11 protein-coding genes are annotated in these 16,620 nt (G+C 59.2%); 6 read left to right on the top strand and 5 right to left on the bottom strand.

Features of this window, described 5'->3' with window-relative positions; genetic code table 11:
- Window positions 1-8: 8 nt before the first annotated feature.
- Together AB4Y43_RS24695 and drmD are read right to left on the bottom strand one after the other, a co-directional pair.
- Window positions 9-4,376 (bottom strand): type IIL restriction-modification enzyme MmeI, encoded by a 4,368-nt coding sequence (locus AB4Y43_RS24695; protein ID WP_368728992.1) that lies wholly within the window; start codon window positions 4,374-4,376, stop codon window positions 9-11.
- Window positions 4,373-7,507 (bottom strand): DISARM system SNF2-like helicase DrmD, encoded by a 3,135-nt coding sequence (gene drmD, locus AB4Y43_RS24690; RefSeq protein ID WP_368729001.1) that lies wholly within the window; start codon window positions 7,505-7,507, stop codon window positions 4,373-4,375. Before drmD ends, AB4Y43_RS24695 begins: the two co-directional genes overlap by 4 nt.
- A 710-nt stretch (window positions 7,508-8,217) precedes the next feature.
- On the opposite strand from drmD, the gene AB4Y43_RS24685 reads away from it, so the two are divergent.
- Entirely contained in the window at window positions 8,218-9,324 is a 1,107-nt protein-coding gene (locus AB4Y43_RS24685) for a DNA cytosine methyltransferase (protein WP_368728991.1), read from the top strand.
- Here the strand turns inward: AB4Y43_RS24685 and AB4Y43_RS24680 are convergent.
- The 3 genes from AB4Y43_RS24680 to AB4Y43_RS24670 all read right to left on the bottom strand — a co-directional run bounded on the left by AB4Y43_RS24680 (window position 9,261) and on the right by AB4Y43_RS24670 (window position 11,701).
- Entirely contained in the window at window positions 9,261-10,028 is a 768-nt protein-coding gene (locus AB4Y43_RS24680) for an MAE_28990/MAE_18760 family HEPN-like nuclease (RefSeq protein WP_163008952.1), read from the bottom strand. The genes AB4Y43_RS24685 and AB4Y43_RS24680 overlap by 64 nt on opposite strands.
- Complete coding sequence (locus AB4Y43_RS24675) at window positions 10,025-11,200, bottom strand: DUF262 domain-containing protein (protein ID WP_368728990.1); 1,176 nt, start codon at window positions 11,198-11,200, stop codon at window positions 10,025-10,027. The genes AB4Y43_RS24680 and AB4Y43_RS24675 overlap by 4 nt, the downstream gene beginning before the upstream one ends.
- A gap of 69 nt (window positions 11,201-11,269) precedes the next feature.
- Complete coding sequence (locus AB4Y43_RS24670; protein WP_368728989.1) at window positions 11,270-11,701, bottom strand: very short patch repair endonuclease; 432 nt, start codon at window positions 11,699-11,701, stop codon at window positions 11,270-11,272.
- A gap of 368 nt (window positions 11,702-12,069) precedes the next feature.
- On the opposite strand from AB4Y43_RS24670, the gene AB4Y43_RS24665 reads away from it, so the two are divergent.
- The 5 genes from AB4Y43_RS24665 (at window position 12,070) to AB4Y43_RS24645 (ending at window position 16,595) form a co-directional block, all read left to right on the top strand.
- Complete coding sequence (locus tag AB4Y43_RS24665; protein WP_368728988.1) at window positions 12,070-12,411, top strand: hypothetical protein; 342 nt, start codon at window positions 12,070-12,072, stop codon at window positions 12,409-12,411.
- A gap of 112 nt (window positions 12,412-12,523) precedes the next feature.
- Window positions 12,524-13,492, top strand: a complete 969-nt coding sequence (locus AB4Y43_RS24660; RefSeq protein WP_368728987.1) for a DUF932 domain-containing protein — start codon at window positions 12,524-12,526, stop codon at window positions 13,490-13,492.
- Window positions 13,493-13,563: 71 nt separating this feature from the next.
- Window positions 13,564-14,559, top strand: coding sequence for a YqaJ viral recombinase family protein (locus tag AB4Y43_RS24655; protein WP_368728986.1), 996 nt, complete (start codon window positions 13,564-13,566; stop codon window positions 14,557-14,559).
- Between the two features lie 42 nt (window positions 14,560-14,601).
- Window positions 14,602-15,525, top strand: coding sequence for a phage capsid protein (locus AB4Y43_RS24650; RefSeq protein ID WP_368728985.1), 924 nt, complete (start codon window positions 14,602-14,604; stop codon window positions 15,523-15,525).
- Window positions 15,522-16,595 (top strand): hypothetical protein, encoded by a 1,074-nt coding sequence (locus AB4Y43_RS24645; RefSeq protein ID WP_368728984.1) that lies wholly within the window; start codon window positions 15,522-15,524, stop codon window positions 16,593-16,595. The genes AB4Y43_RS24650 and AB4Y43_RS24645 overlap by 4 nt, the downstream gene beginning before the upstream one ends.
- Window positions 16,596-16,620 lie beyond the last annotated feature (25 nt).

Below are 16,620 nucleotides of genomic sequence, written 5' to 3'. Positions count from 1 at the left end.
GTTCCTCGCTATTCGATCAAACGATACCGGACACCACGCCGTTCCCCTTGGCGCTCGACGAGACCTCGCGCCAGGAGATACGCGATTACTGCGTTCCATTCGTCATCCCCGACTCCGGTGGCGGTGAGGATATCGGCCTTGGCATGCCAACCGTCGTGCGCCTTTAGATATTCGATGAAGGCGTGCACCGGCCTGACCCGATAGTCGGCGCGGGATTCGATGGCCTTGAGGTGGCGCCCCTCGTTGGCGGGCACGTCATCAAATTCGAGAGAGGATTGCTGTGTGGGTGTTTTTTTGGTGCGCTTGGTACGTGATCTGGGCATAGCGGCGGCAGTAGTTTTGCTGCCGTGCAAGCCTTGAGCGACTTCTTCCTCGTAACACCGACGATTCAACTCGGACAGCCGCCGCAGCACTTCGACGCGCGCAGTCTCAGAAATGGTGAAACGGACGCGGTCATTCTCCGGCAAGGACGACACTTCATGGAAGCCGTGTTCGAGGTCAAGGTCGTCCCAGCCGTATGCACATGCTACGGCGACGTCCATTTCGGTCTGCAATGCACGCAGTCTCTCAATGCGAGAATCGCGTTCCGTGTCGGTATGGAAGTGGTTGTAGAGCTTTGTTAGGCCGATACCATTTTCGGCCATCAGTTCTGCACGCAACCGATGAAAATGCGCCCCTTGCTCCTGGAGCTCATTGTGAAGGCGGCCAGGGAACGCAAATGTCTCAAATGCATTGCCGATGGAGTACTTTAGTCGCGTCTCCAGCCGCGAGCTATAAAGGCGTGCCCATACTTCGTGCAAAGAAGACTGGCAGACTACAAAAAGTTCCTCCTTGGAGAATACATCCGTTCTGTCCGACATGATGTACTCGTTAGGTACAAGCACATACGACAGATACTTAGTTACCTCGCTGCATACCAGTACCTTTTCTTTTGGATTGTTTTGGGGACTCCCCCCCTCCGGATGGCGCTCGAAATGGCGGCCACGGCCGATAGCGTGGTAGAGGCCTGGGCGCTTCTCCCCGAATTGCCACCAACGCTCAGGTAGCGGCCTTCGAAGGGCAAATTCCCCGCGTGCGTTAAGGCGCTGTCGCTCTGGCTTGACTCGCTCTTCAATCCATCGCCACGGCAAGTCGTATTCTTGTGCGCGTTCCTCCGGCCAGTCCCAGAAATTAATCACCCAGCGGCTTGGTCGCTGTTCGGGGTCTGAATTGAGGTCGTCACCGTTGATGTAGGGGAAGATCACTTCAGCGTTCTTCGGATCTGCATCCAGCATCCGGAGTGCCTCACCAGGTGAGAGCACGAAGCCCATTCCGAGGACGATTGAGCCTTGATACGCGATGCCGCCGTTCGCTTTGAGACGTTTTGGACTCCACTCCTCGCGATCGGAGAGGAAAGCCGAAATGAATGGCGCCGGGCGTCCGAGCAGCGAGCGTTCGCCCCGCCACTCGCCCTTGTGGACCTGCACGCGACTGGTGACAACAGCTGCCTTTCCGGGCCAGGGTTCGTTCGGGTAGGCCGCATATATTACGGCGCCAGCACCGACCATGGCCTCCAATCCGACCTGTCGAGTGTCGCCTTCCGCGATGGTATTAACCGCGAGCAACCCGAAACCGCCGCTGTCGCGCAGTAGGCTCCAAGCCCGCAGGAAGAAATAGGCGACCAGATCCGCCGAGCCGCGACGCCCCTTGGCGATGTGTGCGACGAGCCAATCGCGGAAGGCCGTGCCCGCAACGCCGGTGATGCGCTGCCCACCCAGGAAGGGTGGATTGCCGACGATCCCGTCGAAACCACCGCGTTCGAGCGCGAACACCTCTGGAAACTCCAACGGCCAATGGAAAGGCCGACGCACGGGCTTGTCAGCGGGTAGATCGGTGGACAGTGCAGCGATCAATCTCCGGCGCATCGATGCAAGCTCTTCGCGGCTGCCATCGATAGCTTGCCCAGCTTGGATGGCCAGCGACGCTAAGGTGTTCTCCAGTGCCGTGCCGCCGTCAGATGCAAACACTTCCCCGATGAACGCATCGGCGATGCACTCCGGCACTTCAAGCCTGCGACGCGCTTCGGTGTCCAGATGTGCCATGGCTTCGACGTCGCGGATGTCGCGGATTGGCATCTCGCGTAGGCGCAAGCGCAGTTCGATGGCCTCGCGCACGGCTCGCTCGACGTCTTGGCCGAACAAACGCAGTTGGCCTTGGCCGGTGGGATCCATCGAAAGCTGGGTGAGTTGATCCAACCGATGGATGCCGAGCAGACTGTCGCCACAGCGCAGGTTGTGGTCAAGGAAGCCGAAGGGACGCCCCTTGGCCAGCGTCACCAGCCAGATGGATAGCTTGGCTAGTTCGACGGCCAATGGATTCAGATCAACGCCATAGAGGCAGCGTTCGGCGATCAGGCGGCGGGCGACAATTGTGCGCACCTCAGTGTCGCGTGGCAGCGGTTCTTCGTTGCCGCTGGCGTCGGCGCCAGCCACCTGCCCATCGACACTGATCGCCTTGCCCTGCGCCTCGGCCTGCGCCCATGCCTCTACCAGTCGGTCGGCCAGCCACCGGCAGGCTTGCACGAGGAAAGCGCCAGACCCCATGGCCGGATCGCAGATCTTCAGGTCAAGCAATTCGCCGGGCGATCTGAGCACCCATTCCGCACGCGGCGTACCCTCCGCAGGGCCGACGTAGGAGATCGGCGTGAGTGTCTCTGCGACTATGGCCTCGGTGAGCGATTTCGGCGTGTAGTGGGTACCGGTTTCGCGCCTGTCGGAGCCTGTGGTGACGATAAAAGCGCCAGCGGGGTAGACCAGCGGATATCCCCAAGGATCGGTACGCACAAGATGGCCGAAGGGCTTGATGCGGTCGCGCAGCACCGTGTTACCGTGACAGACGGCCAGCAGGCGATCGGCGAGCCCATCGTCCACGGCACGGTTCAGGTCGTTGCGCACGCGGCTGGCTGAACTGCCGGAACGCTGCTGGAGCAGCTCGACCAAGCGTTCGGCACCATCCAGTCGCGCGGATTCGAGTTCGGCCAGTGTGACCCACGGCGACTGAGCGCTCTTGGTGGAGTCCAGTTCAAGCGTGACCTCTGAGGTGCGCTTGACCGTGCGCTCCAGCAGGCCCTCATAGACGTAACCGATCTGTTCGACGTCCAGCGCCCGGTAGGACAGCGTGCGCCCCTGGAATTGCTGGATGGCTTCTAGCAATAGCAAGACGGTGCGGTTGTCGATCGGCAGCGGTTTAGCAACGTCAGTGCGCCAGTCCGAACCATGGGCGCGACCTTCGAGGAAGGGAAAGCGGTCCGGATCGAACAGAGAACCGCCCAGCGCAGGCAAGCGCAGGTTTTCGTGTTCGATACCCCCGTACACGGCGCGAAAGACTGCCAGCAGACGCGACCACGCATCCCAGCGGCGCTCTAGAATCTCATCGGATTCGGCACGGAGCTGCATGCGCAAGGTTGAGATTGCGTAGTTGGCCTCGTAACGATCGTCGTCCAAAAGCAACAGGCCGCGCTCCTCGGCGGAGAGCAGGAAAACCAGCCGCATCATAACCGTCAGTGCGGATTCGTAGAGTTCGGTTTCCTTGACTCCGCGGAGCAGCTCGCGGTCTCGATCTTGGTCGGCTTTGTCGAGAGACTGGATCAGCACTTCGACCGCCCGCCGCACCTGTTCACCCAAGGCGTCGGTCACTTCGTCCTGGAACTTCAGCGAGCGATCGAAGAGTGCGGGCAGCCGTTCGGACTCGTCCACGAAGAAGCGCCGGATGCCCAAGAGATGGAAGAAAGCTTGGAGCGTAATGGGTTCCTGATTCCAGATGTGCGCATACCAGCTGGCGAATGTGGTGACCGCACCCGCCGCCGCATCAATCAACATCCAGCGTTCGCCGTTGGTTATCAAGCCGAGACGGCATCCCGTCGCGCCGCAGAGAATCACCATGCGCTCCGCCGGCGTGCTGGCCCAGCCGTCTAACTCGTGGGCATCGAGACCGACGTCGTGTCCGTAGGCGTGGACGAGCATCAACGGTTTGTCGTCGTTCCCGACGACGGCAAAGTCCGGCGACAAGCTCACGCCATGCTCGGGCAGATCAACATTCAGGTGGGAGGCGCACCAGTCCCTGCGCTTGAGGACGTCGCCACGGCCATCCTCGTCGAGTTCCAGCCCACGCGACAAGATTTCGTCAATCCACGCAGCGTGCAAATCGGCAAAGCGTGGATCGTCGGTTTCCAGCGCCTCGCGCCATTCGTCGTAGGCTTGGCGCAACCGCTTGCGCTTGCCGCCATCGAGTTCTTCCAACCCTTGCGGGAAGGCGTCCTTGAGGACTGGGACGGCGAGGAACGGGCCTGAAATTTCGATGAGCGAAAGCCAGTCGTATTGGGCGTCTTGGATGCTCATGCGGAACCTCCGGTCGACTCGGGCACCACGAAGATCACCGCGACCGGGAAGGTGCGGTCATCGAGCTTGGCGTAGCGGGATTCGATAGCCTGCGTTTCCGTCCGGCGTTCGTCGGGAATGCGCGCGAGTCGAGCTTCCAACGCGGCGATATCACGTCGGAGCTGCGTTCGCTCGTCCTCGCTGAAGAGCAAGAGCTGTTCGGGCTGCTGCTCCTTCTTCAACTCAGACTGGATAGCCGTCTCCAGTTCGTCGAGCACGGTGCCGATGTCGCCGATTTCCTGCTGCTTGCGGGTCTGGAGTGTGTTGGTCAGGAACCGGAGACGCTCCTTTGAGCGGGCATCGACCGATTTGAGGATTGCATCTTGCTGACGGTCGAAGCGGACACGGAGTACGTCGAACAGCGACACGGCCACCTTGATCGGTTTCGCCTCGTCCAGCCACTGCTGGACACGAGTAACGCTCTCTTCGCGGCGGAAGGATTGGTCACGCAGGTAGCCACCTGATACCGTCAGTTCCTCGTGCAGCCGGTGATGATTACCACCCGTGACGACCAGCCGCGAGACAACGACCACAGCGGGGCCGTCAATGTACGCGTCCGGCACAGTGCGGACGGTGACACGGTGCAGCTTCTTCACATCGTCTTGCGCCCAGATCTCGGCACGCAGCAAGCGCAAGCACATCTGTACCAAGCGATGGTTCAGGTGGACGAGCACAACGTCGTCGCGATTACTGGCGACGGCATGGTCAAAGGTAATCGGCCGTATCCGCTGGGTGTGAGGGTGACGTAATCCTTCAAGACAGCGTGCCCATGAGCCAGACAGCTCCGGCATCCGGAAGACGCTGCCTGACAGCGCACCCGCCAATTCGACGGGCACCAATGGCGGACGACCTGCCAGCGCGAGACTGGTTTTCACCGCCATCAGGATGTTATCTGGGGTGAGATGGAAATCCTGCCTAGTAGCGAGCAGACGCTCGTGCAACTTGGCGACTCGCTCCTTCAACTCGCGTTCGGCACGAACGAAATTTTTGGCCCGAGAGATCCGCGCCTCGGCGAGACTTGTGTCCAAATTTTTCAGGGAGCCTTCGATGAGAGCGGACATCTGCGGCGCGATGACTGGGTTGACGCTGCCCATGTCCGCGCGCATCGAGTCCAGTTTCCGCAAGGCGCGCAGGATGTCCTCCCCATGGCCGCCGACCGATGAACCGCTCGTGTCACCACCGTCTACCGGATGCCAGATCAACACTTCCTTCTCGCGCTGCCCGTGGCGGTCGATGCGCCCGTTGCGCTGCTCCATCACGTTGGGGTTGTACGGAATCTCTAAGTGGATGAGTCGATCGCAGTGATTCTGCAAGTCAATGCCTTCGGACGCCGCATCGGTGGCGAGCAGGATGCGCACGGGCGAATCCTGCGGCGATGCCTGGAACGCCGCCTTAATGGATTCGCGTTCTTCTTGGGAAAGACCGCCGTGGAGCAGACCAAGGCGCTCACCGCCGAAACCGTGGCTGGCGAGGATTTGATGCATCCATTGGTGCGTGGTGCGGTACTCGGTAAACAGGATCACCCGACGATCGTTCCACCGACCATCAGGCTTGAGGTTGACCGTGAGCCAGTCGAGGGTGGCTTTGGCCTTTGAATCGGCCTGATTCCTGGTGCGCTGTGCCCATACTCTCAAGTCATCCAGCATCGCCTGCTGCTCCACCGTCAGTGGCAACGAGCGGCGCGTTGCCTCCTCAATGGCTTCGGCGTGGGCGTTTTCGACGTCCTGATCGTCGGCGTAGTCCTCGTCGGCTCTCAAGATGACCTTATGCAGAATGCGCTCGGCCATGGCGTCCTGCTTCGCCGGCCGTGCTTCGGACAGCGATGCGACGTGCTTTTCGAGCGTGGACGCGAACGCAGCAGGCGACGAGAGCAGGCGCTTCTTGAGGAGCCGGTTGACGAACACCGTGCCGAAGCCGTTGCCAGCCTTCTCGGCATCTTTTTCACGGCTGGCGCAGTAGTCATGCAGCTTGCGATGAATCTCGCGCTCTTCGGTCGAATACGGAACCGTGAGTGCCTGCAAGGTGCGCCGGGCGTACAAGGGGTTGCCATCTGCATCGACGAGATCGCTTTTCAGGCGGCGGATCATCACCTGACTTAGGCGTTTCTCGTCCGGGAGAATGTTGCGCGCGAAACGCTGATCGTCTAGCAGTTCAAGCAGCGCGGTAAACGACTCGGTGTAGCCGTTGTGCGGCGTCGCAGTCAGGAACAGGCGATGCTGGCAGTGCGGCCCGATGGCTCGGATGAAGCGCGTGCGCTGGCTCTCCAGCGCGTAGTGCGCGCCCGCGGCGGGAGCGATATTGTGCGCTTCGTCCACAACCAGTAGATCGAATTTTCTCGAACGCGGAGCGCCTGAAGAGATCAGACCGCGCATAGCGCGCAACCCCTCGCCGCTCTTGGCCCAATCCATCGACGTTATGAGACGCGGATGTGACATCCATGGATTGGCATGAAGACCGCGCTCGCGCCGCAGTCGTTTAATGTAGTCGGTGTCCACCACTCGGAAGTCGAGGCCGAACTTCTCCAGCATTTCGACGCGCCACTTCTCCTGGAGCGACGCGGGGCAGACGATCAGGACGGTGCGAGCACGGTGCCGCAGGAGAAGTTCCTGAATGACCAGCCCGGCCTCAATTGTCTTGCCAAGGCCGACATCATCTGCGATGAGAAGATTGACGCGAGCCATGTCAATGGCACGCACCAGCGGATCGAGTTGAAAATCCTCGATGCTGACGCCGCTGCGAAATGGAGCTTGGAGAAACCCGCGGTCGGCATTTGTGGCAGCCCCCCAACGCACAGCGTCAAGAAAGGCATCAAGCATGTTCGAATCGTCTTGCCCTGTAACAGACGGCAAACCTGCGCGCTCAATGACTTGGGCACCTGGCTCGATCTCCCAGATGATTTCCAGCTCCTCACCAAGTCCGTCCTCATCGATAGACGACAATGTCACGCAGTGTTGACTCGCAGTGGACTCCGATGTCAATGTAGATGCATCGACGTCCGCCACAATCCACTGACGCCGGCGGACTTCAACAAGTTGGCCCGGTTCAGGTCGCGCACGATATTTGAGAGGCTGCCGCTGGCTATCGACGTACATCGGGCTTCGATTTTCCATTCTTAAGTATCGCCCGCTGCGCGCGCAACGGAACACCATGTTTCAAGCTGGATGCCATGAGCTCCAGCATGCCGAACGTGAGATGAGAATTATTGTCCACTTCAGGTCTGCTGCATATCGGCACTTATCAGTTTGGAAAGAACGCTTTCGGACACTTCCGCCCTTGCAACTCTCGCCAGTGCAGACGCGACACCCGACGAGCGAGTGTCAATCATTCAACAGAGCCAGCAAGAAGTCGCGACGCTCAGGGGAGGCTCGCAGTGATGCCCGCCCCAACCATGCCGCACAACAACCACTTGCCGGCTTTTCACCTGTGTTTTTATACAGTATATTTACATCCGAAATCGGAGTGCGACCTCGGCCGCTCGTGTCACACGGAACATCGCCCGGAAACGGTATGGCACACGCATGTCTTCCGGTAAACTCCGGCGACGAAAGGTATGCGGCACGCGCTTCTTGATCACAAGCTTAATGTTAGCGGTGGCGATGATCGCCGGCGACGGAAGTGATTGCGCAGCCTCCTATCGAACCCAGCGCGCCAGAAAACAGGCCAAGTACGATGAGGAATGGGGAGAATTAAATTCCACCCGAATGCGAAAATTGAGTTACGCACGTCCAGAAATGTAGCTTTATAGTAAATTTTTTATCAAATAATACTCCCTTTGGGTATGAAATCCACTGCAACTTTCTAGATGGCTAAACCGACTGCTAAACGCTCGCCCCCCCCTATCGAAGCTATCGACCTGTTCTGCGGGGTCGGCGGCCTGTCCCACGGTCTGGCCCGTCAAGGAGTCAAGGTCATAGCCGGCTTTGATTTGGACCCGGCCTGTGAGTATCCATACACGGCCAACCATCCCGGCTCGCAGTTCGTGCATGGCGACGTAGGACAAGTCACAGGCAAGCAACTGACAGCACTATGGTCACCCGGTGCAATCAAGCTGCTCGCTGGCTGTGCGCCGTGTCAGCCGTTTTCGAGCTATGCGAATACGGCCACCGTGGACAAAGCCAAGTGGCGCCTGCTGAAAGAGTTCGCCCGGTTAGTGGAAGAATGCGTACCCGATCTAGTCACCATGGAAAATGTGCCTGGCCTACTAGGCACGGCACCGTTTAAAACTTTCCTGCGCACGTTAAAGCAGGCCCAGTATCACGTGGCATACGGTGTTGTGAATGCTGCTGATTACGGTGCTCCACAGCAACGTAAGCGTCTAGTACTAGTGGCGTCCAAGCTCGGGGGGGTTGATTTGCCTAAGCCAACGCACGAAGGAGCATCCAATTGGGTGACCGTTCGCGACGCGATAGGGCATTTGCCTGCTCTCACTGATGGCGAACAATGCGCAAAAGACCCGCTACACCTGGCTTCAGCTTTATCGCCGCTCAACCGCCAGCGCATTCGTGCCTCACGCCCAGGTGGCACGTGGCGCGACTGGCCTAGTAAGCTCGTAGCCGAATGCCATCGGCGCGAAAGCGGAAAACACTCTACTGGCGTGTACGGACGAATGGAATGGGACAAGCCGGCCCCGACCATGACGACACTATGTAACGGGTATGGCAACGGTCGCTTCGGTCACCCACAGCAACACCGTGGAATTTCGCTGCGCGAAGCGGCCGTCTTTCAGTCCTTCCCCGATGACTATCTTTTCGTTCAAGAAGACAAGCCTGTGGTCGTAAAGACCCTTGCGCGCCTGATCGGCAACGCTGTGCCCCCCAAGCTAGGTGAGGCAGTAGCGCGGTCGCTCTACGCTTCTATCGCCGCCTTGACCGGTACAAATGCAGCGAGTGCGACCGGTGCAGCCAAGTAGCGTCTGTCCTTTAGAAACGCGTTGACCTCCGATGCGACACGCCTGAGCGTGCGAAATACTGCGAGCACTTCCTGACGCAGCTCTTCGAATGCCAGGCCCTGCCCTAGCTCCGAAAAACTCAGTTCGCCGTGAGCCAACTGGTTACGTCGCCCCTTTGTGTATTGAAGCGCAGAGTGAGTTAGGCGAGGCGGCGGCTTTTTCTCTTCGGCCTTGAATACACCGAACCGGCGCAACTGATTGAAAATTGCCAGGCCGTCAACGCTACCTGATAAGCCGGCCTCACGTTTTTCACGTTGGCTACTGTCTTGCCAGTCGTTCAGCCAAACCTGAAAAAGGTATTCCTGAAGTGGTGAGCGGATGTTGCCTTGTGTCGTGGCTGTTGGGTTTGCCTGAAAGTGTCGCGCGACCATCGACATAAGTTGTGCATTAAGCTGGTCCATGCCTTGACAATTCATGCCGATAGTATCGTGCATCTCATCTAACAGCTGCACCATACATGCTTCCATCACGCTGTACAGCAACAGACTTACGTTAGCTTTCAACGTATGGGTAAGTGCTTTGTCCAACGGAAGTTGCAGGCGTCCGTCCGAGGCGCTGATAAATGCGTCCTTCTCCAGTGCCATCTGCAGAAACCGCAGATACACCTTCAGCTCGCGAGCACGAGAGCGTAGAAGCGCTTGAGTTAAGGGCACCAATTGCATCATACGAACAACTCCTGCTGATCGGGTTCGTCGTCAGGTGCATCGGCGTTAGCACTGGCTTCAACGAGGTCCGTATCTGGATCCTCTTCTACGTCCTTGTTCAACAGGTGATCACGCACATAGTGAATGCGATTGAGAAGCTTGGGACGCGAATTGCTGGCGTCCGATCGCGTATGCTTAATAAACTCAGGACTATCTAGCCAAGCTGTGACATTTGCCGGCTGCAACCCGGGCTGCGCCCGGAGGGCGAGAGTCACGCCGACAGCGATCGCTTCGAAGCGGATGCGCGGCACTGTGCTGTAACCCTCACGTTTGAAACCATTCGGAAAATGTTGCCGCACAAACTCTAGCGCACACTGAAACTCGGCCGACATCGTCTCAAGCTCGCCGCTAGTAGCGTGCTTGTTCCGCTCCTTTAGATAGTCGGTCAGAAACTGGTCGACGCTCTTCTGGAATGCCGTGTAGTTGTTGGCATAGGCAAAGTAGCGCAACGCCAACTCTTCGTATTCTTTACGCTTTGCATTGCGATCGCTCAGGGGGACCATATCTTTAAATAGCTGTCGACCGGCACACTCAGTGATCATCTTCATAAAGGGCCCGTCTTCCACCCCTCGGCGTACTTCCATGCTGGTGAGCTTGCTGCCACCAGAATTGAGGCGATCGAACATTTCACGGCGCGCCTGCTCGTCCGCCTGCTCTGTGAGTTCGATAACGCGGACCGTTGACCGTTTAAAGCGCAATTGTCTCGGTTTGGCGAAATCGGAAAAGACGAGGCCATTTGCTGTCGTTAGGCGGGCCAAGTTTTCCAAGCGCAACCGACCCGAAAGAAAATTATCCAGAGTGCGCAAGCGTTGCGAACCATCTATGACTTCCAAGCTCCCCTCTCGGTCGCCAGATCCGATATCTGCCGCAAAAATAAAAGGGACGGGGAGCCGGATTAGAATAGATTCGATGAAGCGAGATTGTTGTTTTGCAGTCCATACCATTTCGCGTTGATAGTCTGGTATGAATACTTCGGACGTGTCCGTTTCGCGACCGTTGGTGAATTTTTCGACCAACACTTCGATCGGCCATTCGCGAATTTCATAGTCCGTGATTTTCTGTAACTCGGCGATTTGATCCTCGACCAAGTTAGACTGAGGAAAATTAGGTAACGGCAGAGTTTCTTGGTTCATAAATTTATTCTGAACGGAATAATATATCCAGCTTTTCTCAACGTGCGCTGCAGATAGCCGCGCAAAGGACTAGCCGCAGTAACATGCTCCATCGCGAATAAATGCGGTTAGAGCCGACACCGTCTGATCTAGACGCGAGGCCTTTGTTTCACATTCCCAGACTGTAGCAACCCTCCACCCCTGCCCTTCGAGTTCCACGACTTTGCGGGCATCCCGAGCTCGGTTGGCAGCGATTTTCTCGGACCAAAACTCTCGATTGGTGGAAGAAAGCCGACCTGCCCTACATTCGTGCCCGTGCCAGAAGCAGCCGTGGACAAAGACCACTGTTCGGTATTTAGGGAATGCCATGTCCGGTCGACCAGGAAGCGCCGCGGGGTGAAGAACATAACGCAAGCCTTCCGCATGCAACCGCTTTCGCAGACGCACTTCGGGAACTGTGTTCTTTTGGCGAACACGGGACATCAGCTTGCTGCGCGCTTCCTTTGTCAACGTATCGATCATGCGGCCTTATGTCACTACATGCGATCGAGGTGAACTGCAACTCTTTAACATCCCTTTCAGTATGCAATACGCAGGGATGTTAGGCCAGCCCCTAATCGCACCGGTGGCGATGCACGTTGACCCACTCCCGACACTTCTGATGGTGCCGGCATCCTGATCACATCACGATCGACGAACCGCCGGATCTGCACGTGCGGACAGACACGCAAGTGGCTGCGAAAGCTGTTGGCGACAACGTTACCGAAATCCGCGAGCGCGACATCGACTCTATCGAAGCCAGAAATTCTCACACACATATCACCCGCTTGAGCATCCATTCGGAATGCCTGGGTAACGCCGCTTACCCTGAATCCTCAATAGGCTGATATATGAACCACTCCCCTTCCTGTCCCCGCTGCAATTCATTGCGCATCGCCACGCGTGACTACGCCCGCAAAACCGGTGGTGCGGTCGGTACCGTCGCCGGTGCCGCAGGTAGTGCGGCCGCAGCGTTTGGCGGTGCCGAAGCTGGCGCGGCGCTCGGCATGATCGTCGGACCAGTCGGCTCAATCTTCGGCGGCCTGGCTGGTGGAATCCTCGGTGCACTGTTCGGCGGCGCTGCCGGGTGTGCAGCAGGCTCCGCTGTCGGAGAACAGATCGACGAACGCGTGCTCAACAACTACGCCTGTCTGGAATGCGGTCACACGTTCAGCAAGCCGTCTACAACCTGACACCCTCCCGCTCTTTCGCTTCTCCCCTCGTCCACTCAATGCCTACAGCCCTGGTGGGCTGTAGGCATTTTTGCGTTCTGTTTCTCTCACTCATTTAAATCAGGATCTCAAAATGCATCTCGTATCCAGCATGGCGTTCGTGAACGACACCCCGTGGCACGGCCTCGGCAACCAGCTCGCCCCCAACCAGCCCATCGAAGTCTGGAAGAAGCAATGCGGCATGGACTGGAGCATCGAGGAAGCCGAAGTCCGTTTCGTCTCCGGCATGGCAGGCTCATCCCTCGGCTCGATCCACGCATTTCCCGAACAGAAGGTGCTTTACCGCAGCGACACAAAGTTGCCGCTCTCCGTCGTCTCATCGCGCTATCAGGTAGTACAGCCGGAATCCATTTTGGAGTTTTACCGCGATTTGACGGAGGTCGGCGGGTTCGAACTGGAAACTGCCGGGGTCCTCAAGGACGGCAAGAAGCTTTGGGCACTCGCCAAAACCGGCCAGAGTGCAACACTCAAGGGCCGTGATCGCGTAAATGGCTATCTGCTGCTTGCGACCGCATGTGATGGGTCGCTCAGTACGACCGCGCAGTTCACGTCGGTACGAGTCGTGTGCAACAACACGCTGGCCATTGCGCTCGGCGACAGTACCGGCGCGGTCAAGGTGCCCCACCGCTCGCAGTTCGACGCACAAGCTGTCAAGCGTCAGCTCGGCATCGCGATCTCTTCGTGGGACGGATTCATGGCCCGTATGAAGGCGCTGAGTGAATGTCCGGTCAACGATACCGCTGCTGAAACCTTCCTGCGTCGCGTGCTGACCTACCCCACCACTGGTGCCAGCACGCCCGTCGCAGCAACCAACGACAGCGCGATCAAGGCCGTGCAGGAACTGTTCGCCGGTCGCGGCAAGGGCGCCGACATGGCATCCGCTGCCGGTACGGCGTGGGGCCTACTGAATTCGGTGACGGAATTCGTCGATCACCACCGCCGCGCCCGTTCCGACGACAACCGGACCGACTCGGCCTGGTTTGGCGCCGGTGCCGCCCTCAAGCAGAAAGCTTTCGAAGAGGCCATGCGATTGGTGGCCTGAATCCATGCCCCCTTTCCCACTCATGCCTCACGGGGTCTCCCCGCTAGGCATTTTCATTTGTGGAGGTACCGATGTCATTGCCTGAACCCATGGAGCGTCAACGCAGCCGACCGGCATTGCGGCTCGTCGAGACGAAGGACATGCCGCGCGAGGACTGGCTTGAAGTCAGGAAATCCGGGATAGGAGGTTCCGATGCGGCGGCAGCCGTCGGGCTCAGTCCGTATCAGTCCCAGCTCGAACTCTGGCTAACGAAGACGGGCCGGGAGGAGAACCTGCCGAAACCCGATCCGGACGATACGACCGAGCCCGTTTTTTGGGGTCACCTCCTCGAACCCATCGTCGCTGCGGCTTACACCAAACAGACCGGCAACCGTGTACGGCGCGTCAACGCGGTTCTTCAGCATCCCACGATTCCGTTCATGCTCGCAAACGTGGATCGCGAAGTCGTGGGAAACCGCGACGTGCAGCTGCTCGAATGTAAAACCGCTGGCGAATTCGGTGCACGGCTCTGGCGGGATGGCGTCCCGGAATACGTGACCCTTCAGGTCCAGCATCAGCTCATGGTCACGGGCAAGCAGGCCGCCGATGTCGCCGTATTGCTCTGTGGCCAGAAGCTCGATGTACATCGCATCGAACGCGACGATGCACTGATCGCCCGACTGGTCGAACTCGAAGCGGCGTTCTGGCGCTACGTCGAAACCGATACGCCACCGCCTGCCGATGGTTCGGAATCGGCAGATCGCGCGCTGCGCTGCCTGTATCCGGGCGCGGGTGGCACGGTCGACTTCACGGATGACCGTCGCCTGTCGTCGGCGTTCGCTGACCTGGTCGCTGTACGGGCCGATATCGAATCGCGTCAGGCCATCGAAGCGCAGCTCAAGCAGCAGCTCCAGCAGGCCATGGCCGAGGCCGACCGGGCACAGTTCGAGACGGGTTCGGTGTCGTACAAGCGCAGCAAGGACGGCTCAGGCGTCGATCTCAAGCGCCTGCTCGCCGATCACCCCGAGCTTGCCTCCCGGTACGCCATCACGAAACCCGGTTCGCGCCGATTTCTCGTATCGACCTGATCCGCTTTTCCATTCCCTCTACTTAATCTACAGGAGCCAGACATGCTTAAGGGCCTTGCGATAGTGCCACCAACAATAGGGAGGATCTCGATAGGCAGAGTTGTCGAGAAGAACGGCAAACGCCTCCCCGAGAAAGACGATCAATTTACCCTCACGACTCAAATCCAGCAGCGTGGTGAATGGCTTCTGCACCCACTCAACGAAACCCTGCGCAAGGCTAATACCGGCAAGCTGCGCGCCATCCCCGTGCGCTTCCTGTTCAACGATCCCGACCTGAACCTGCGAGCGGAATACTCGTCTTTCGACCGCGATACCGGGCGGCCAGTCTGCGTCGGTAATGGCGAAACCTGCCGTCGCGCGGGAGACAACGGTATCGAGGAACTGCCCTGCCCATCACCAGACGCGTGCGGCTTCGGCAAGGGCGGTGCCTGCAAGCCCTACGGGCGGCTCAATGTACTGATTGGAGACGAAGACGAACTCGGGAGTTTCACGTTTCGCACGACGAGTTTTAACTCGATCCGCACATTAGCGGCTCGCCTGCACTACTTCGCCGCGGTATCTGGCAACCTGCTCGCCTGCCTGCCTCTGGAACTGAAGCTGCGCGGCAAGTCCACCACGCAGAGTTACAGGAGCGCGATTTACTACGTCGATCTCTGTGTACGAGCGAGCAGCACGCTCGAAGCGGCAATTACCGAAGCGCGCGAACTGGACACACGGCGCAAGGCCGCTGGCTTCGACCAACAGGCACTCGATACCGCCGCGCACGCCGGGTTCAGTAACGGCGCATTCGAGGAGAGTATCGAGGATGGCGGCGCAGTCGTGGACGAGTTCTACTCACAGGAAACGCCTGGTGACGCGCCGCACGATGCCCGCGCATCCCCCGCAGCGGCAAGCGAGTCGCCGCCGTCAACGCTGCGCGACAAGATGGAACGCAGGGCCGCGCAGCTCGGCGTCAAGGCAGCATGATGCGTCGCACTGCGCTTGCCCTGGCGGTCGTGGCGACGACGACGGCGCTCAGCCTGTCCGTTCTGGCAGGCTGGCAGCGTGGTGGATCACTGCCGGAGCGAGTCGCCTGGGTAGCGATCGGCCTGGTGCTCGTCACGAGCGCGCACCTGTTACCGGCACTACTTCGGGAATCGTCGTTCCTCGTCCGCAGCATAGGTAGCGTTCTATGGGGAGCATGCCTGATCACCGCGTGTTTTGGCCATGCGGTTTTCTTCGTGACGGCCCAGCAGCATGCGGGAGAACTGCGGGCGTCAACTGTCCCTGCGCCTCCCGTTCCGGCATCCAGTCGCAGTCTCACGACGGTCATGTCGGATCGGGCGAATGCGACGGCACAACTCGCCACGGCTAATGCCCGTTACTGCGTTGGGAACTGTGCCTCTCTCGAAGCCCGTCGCACGACGCTCGCCGCCAGGGTCGATGCGTTGAACGCCGAAGCGGACGACATTCGACGCCAGCAAGTCGCGGACGACCGGACCGCAGCCCGTCGCGACGCGTTACGCGCCGATCCGGTCACGTCACGACTCGCTGCGTTACTCGGCATACCCGTCGCACGCATCGACCTGCTGTTCGGGTCGCTGTTCGCCGCCGTGCTGGAAGGGGTCGCCTGCCTGCTCTGGGTGGTTGCCCTCCGGCCATCATCGTTACCTGTCGTAACAAGAGTCGCGACGTCCGAAGGCACAACGGCTACGGGTCCTGTGGCCACGACTCCACCCACGATCGCAACAGTCGCGAACGCGCCCGATCCAGTCGTCGCGCCGGTCACGGTAAGTCACACCGATGCGGCCGTTAGTCGCAAAACTGCCTCACCCCGTCGCAGCGGCATGAGGAACAGTCACGTCCAGCGAAACGATCGGCGGTTGTCATCATCGACCTCCGAATCCACGGACGTGCACCTGGCGCAACTCGCTCGCGACGTTGCAGCCGGGATCGTCCGACCGACCGTCGCTGATATCCGCCGTCATCTGGGTTGCTCCCAAGCGAAGGCGGTCGCCCTGCGTCGCCAGTTCATTGAACTCAACGTAACGGCATAAAAGTGCGACCTCGCGCCTGACTTCC

It is taken from the genome of Paraburkholderia sp. BR10872 (assembly GCF_040965835.1).
Classification (GTDB): domain Bacteria; phylum Pseudomonadota; class Gammaproteobacteria; order Burkholderiales; family Burkholderiaceae; genus Paraburkholderia; species Paraburkholderia nodosa_A.
Note: the sequence above shows the minus strand (reverse complement) of the source record. Positions and strands in the feature narration are given on the sequence as shown.

Excerpts from the sequence above, each read along its gene's own strand:
- AB4Y43_RS24695 (WP_368728992.1), bottom strand. The coding sequence starts at position 4,376 with ATGAGCATCCAAGACGCCCAATACGACTGGCTTTCGCTCATCGAAATT.
- AB4Y43_RS24665 (WP_368728988.1), top strand. The coding sequence starts at position 12,070 with ATGAACCACTCCCCTTCCTGTCCCCGCTGCAATTCATTGCGCATCGCC.
- AB4Y43_RS24685 (WP_368728991.1), top strand. The coding sequence starts at position 8,218 with ATGGCTAAACCGACTGCTAAACGCTCGCCCCCCCCTATCGAAGCTATC.
- AB4Y43_RS24655 (WP_368728986.1), top strand. The coding sequence starts at position 13,564 with ATGTCATTGCCTGAACCCATGGAGCGTCAACGCAGCCGACCGGCATTG.
- AB4Y43_RS24670 (WP_368728989.1), bottom strand. The coding sequence starts at position 11,701 with ATGATCGATACGTTGACAAAGGAAGCGCGCAGCAAGCTGATGTCCCGT.
- drmD (WP_368729001.1), bottom strand. The coding sequence starts at position 7,507 with ATGTACGTCGATAGCCAGCGGCAGCCTCTCAAATATCGTGCGCGACCT.
- AB4Y43_RS24675 (WP_368728990.1), bottom strand. The coding sequence starts at position 11,200 with ATGAACCAAGAAACTCTGCCGTTACCTAATTTTCCTCAGTCTAACTTG.
- AB4Y43_RS24660 (WP_368728987.1), top strand. The coding sequence starts at position 12,524 with ATGCATCTCGTATCCAGCATGGCGTTCGTGAACGACACCCCGTGGCAC.
- AB4Y43_RS24650 (WP_368728985.1), top strand. The coding sequence starts at position 14,602 with ATGCTTAAGGGCCTTGCGATAGTGCCACCAACAATAGGGAGGATCTCG.
- AB4Y43_RS24680 (WP_163008952.1), bottom strand. The coding sequence starts at position 10,028 with ATGATGCAATTGGTGCCCTTAACTCAAGCGCTTCTACGCTCTCGTGCT.
- AB4Y43_RS24645 (WP_368728984.1), top strand. The coding sequence starts at position 15,522 with ATGATGCGTCGCACTGCGCTTGCCCTGGCGGTCGTGGCGACGACGACG.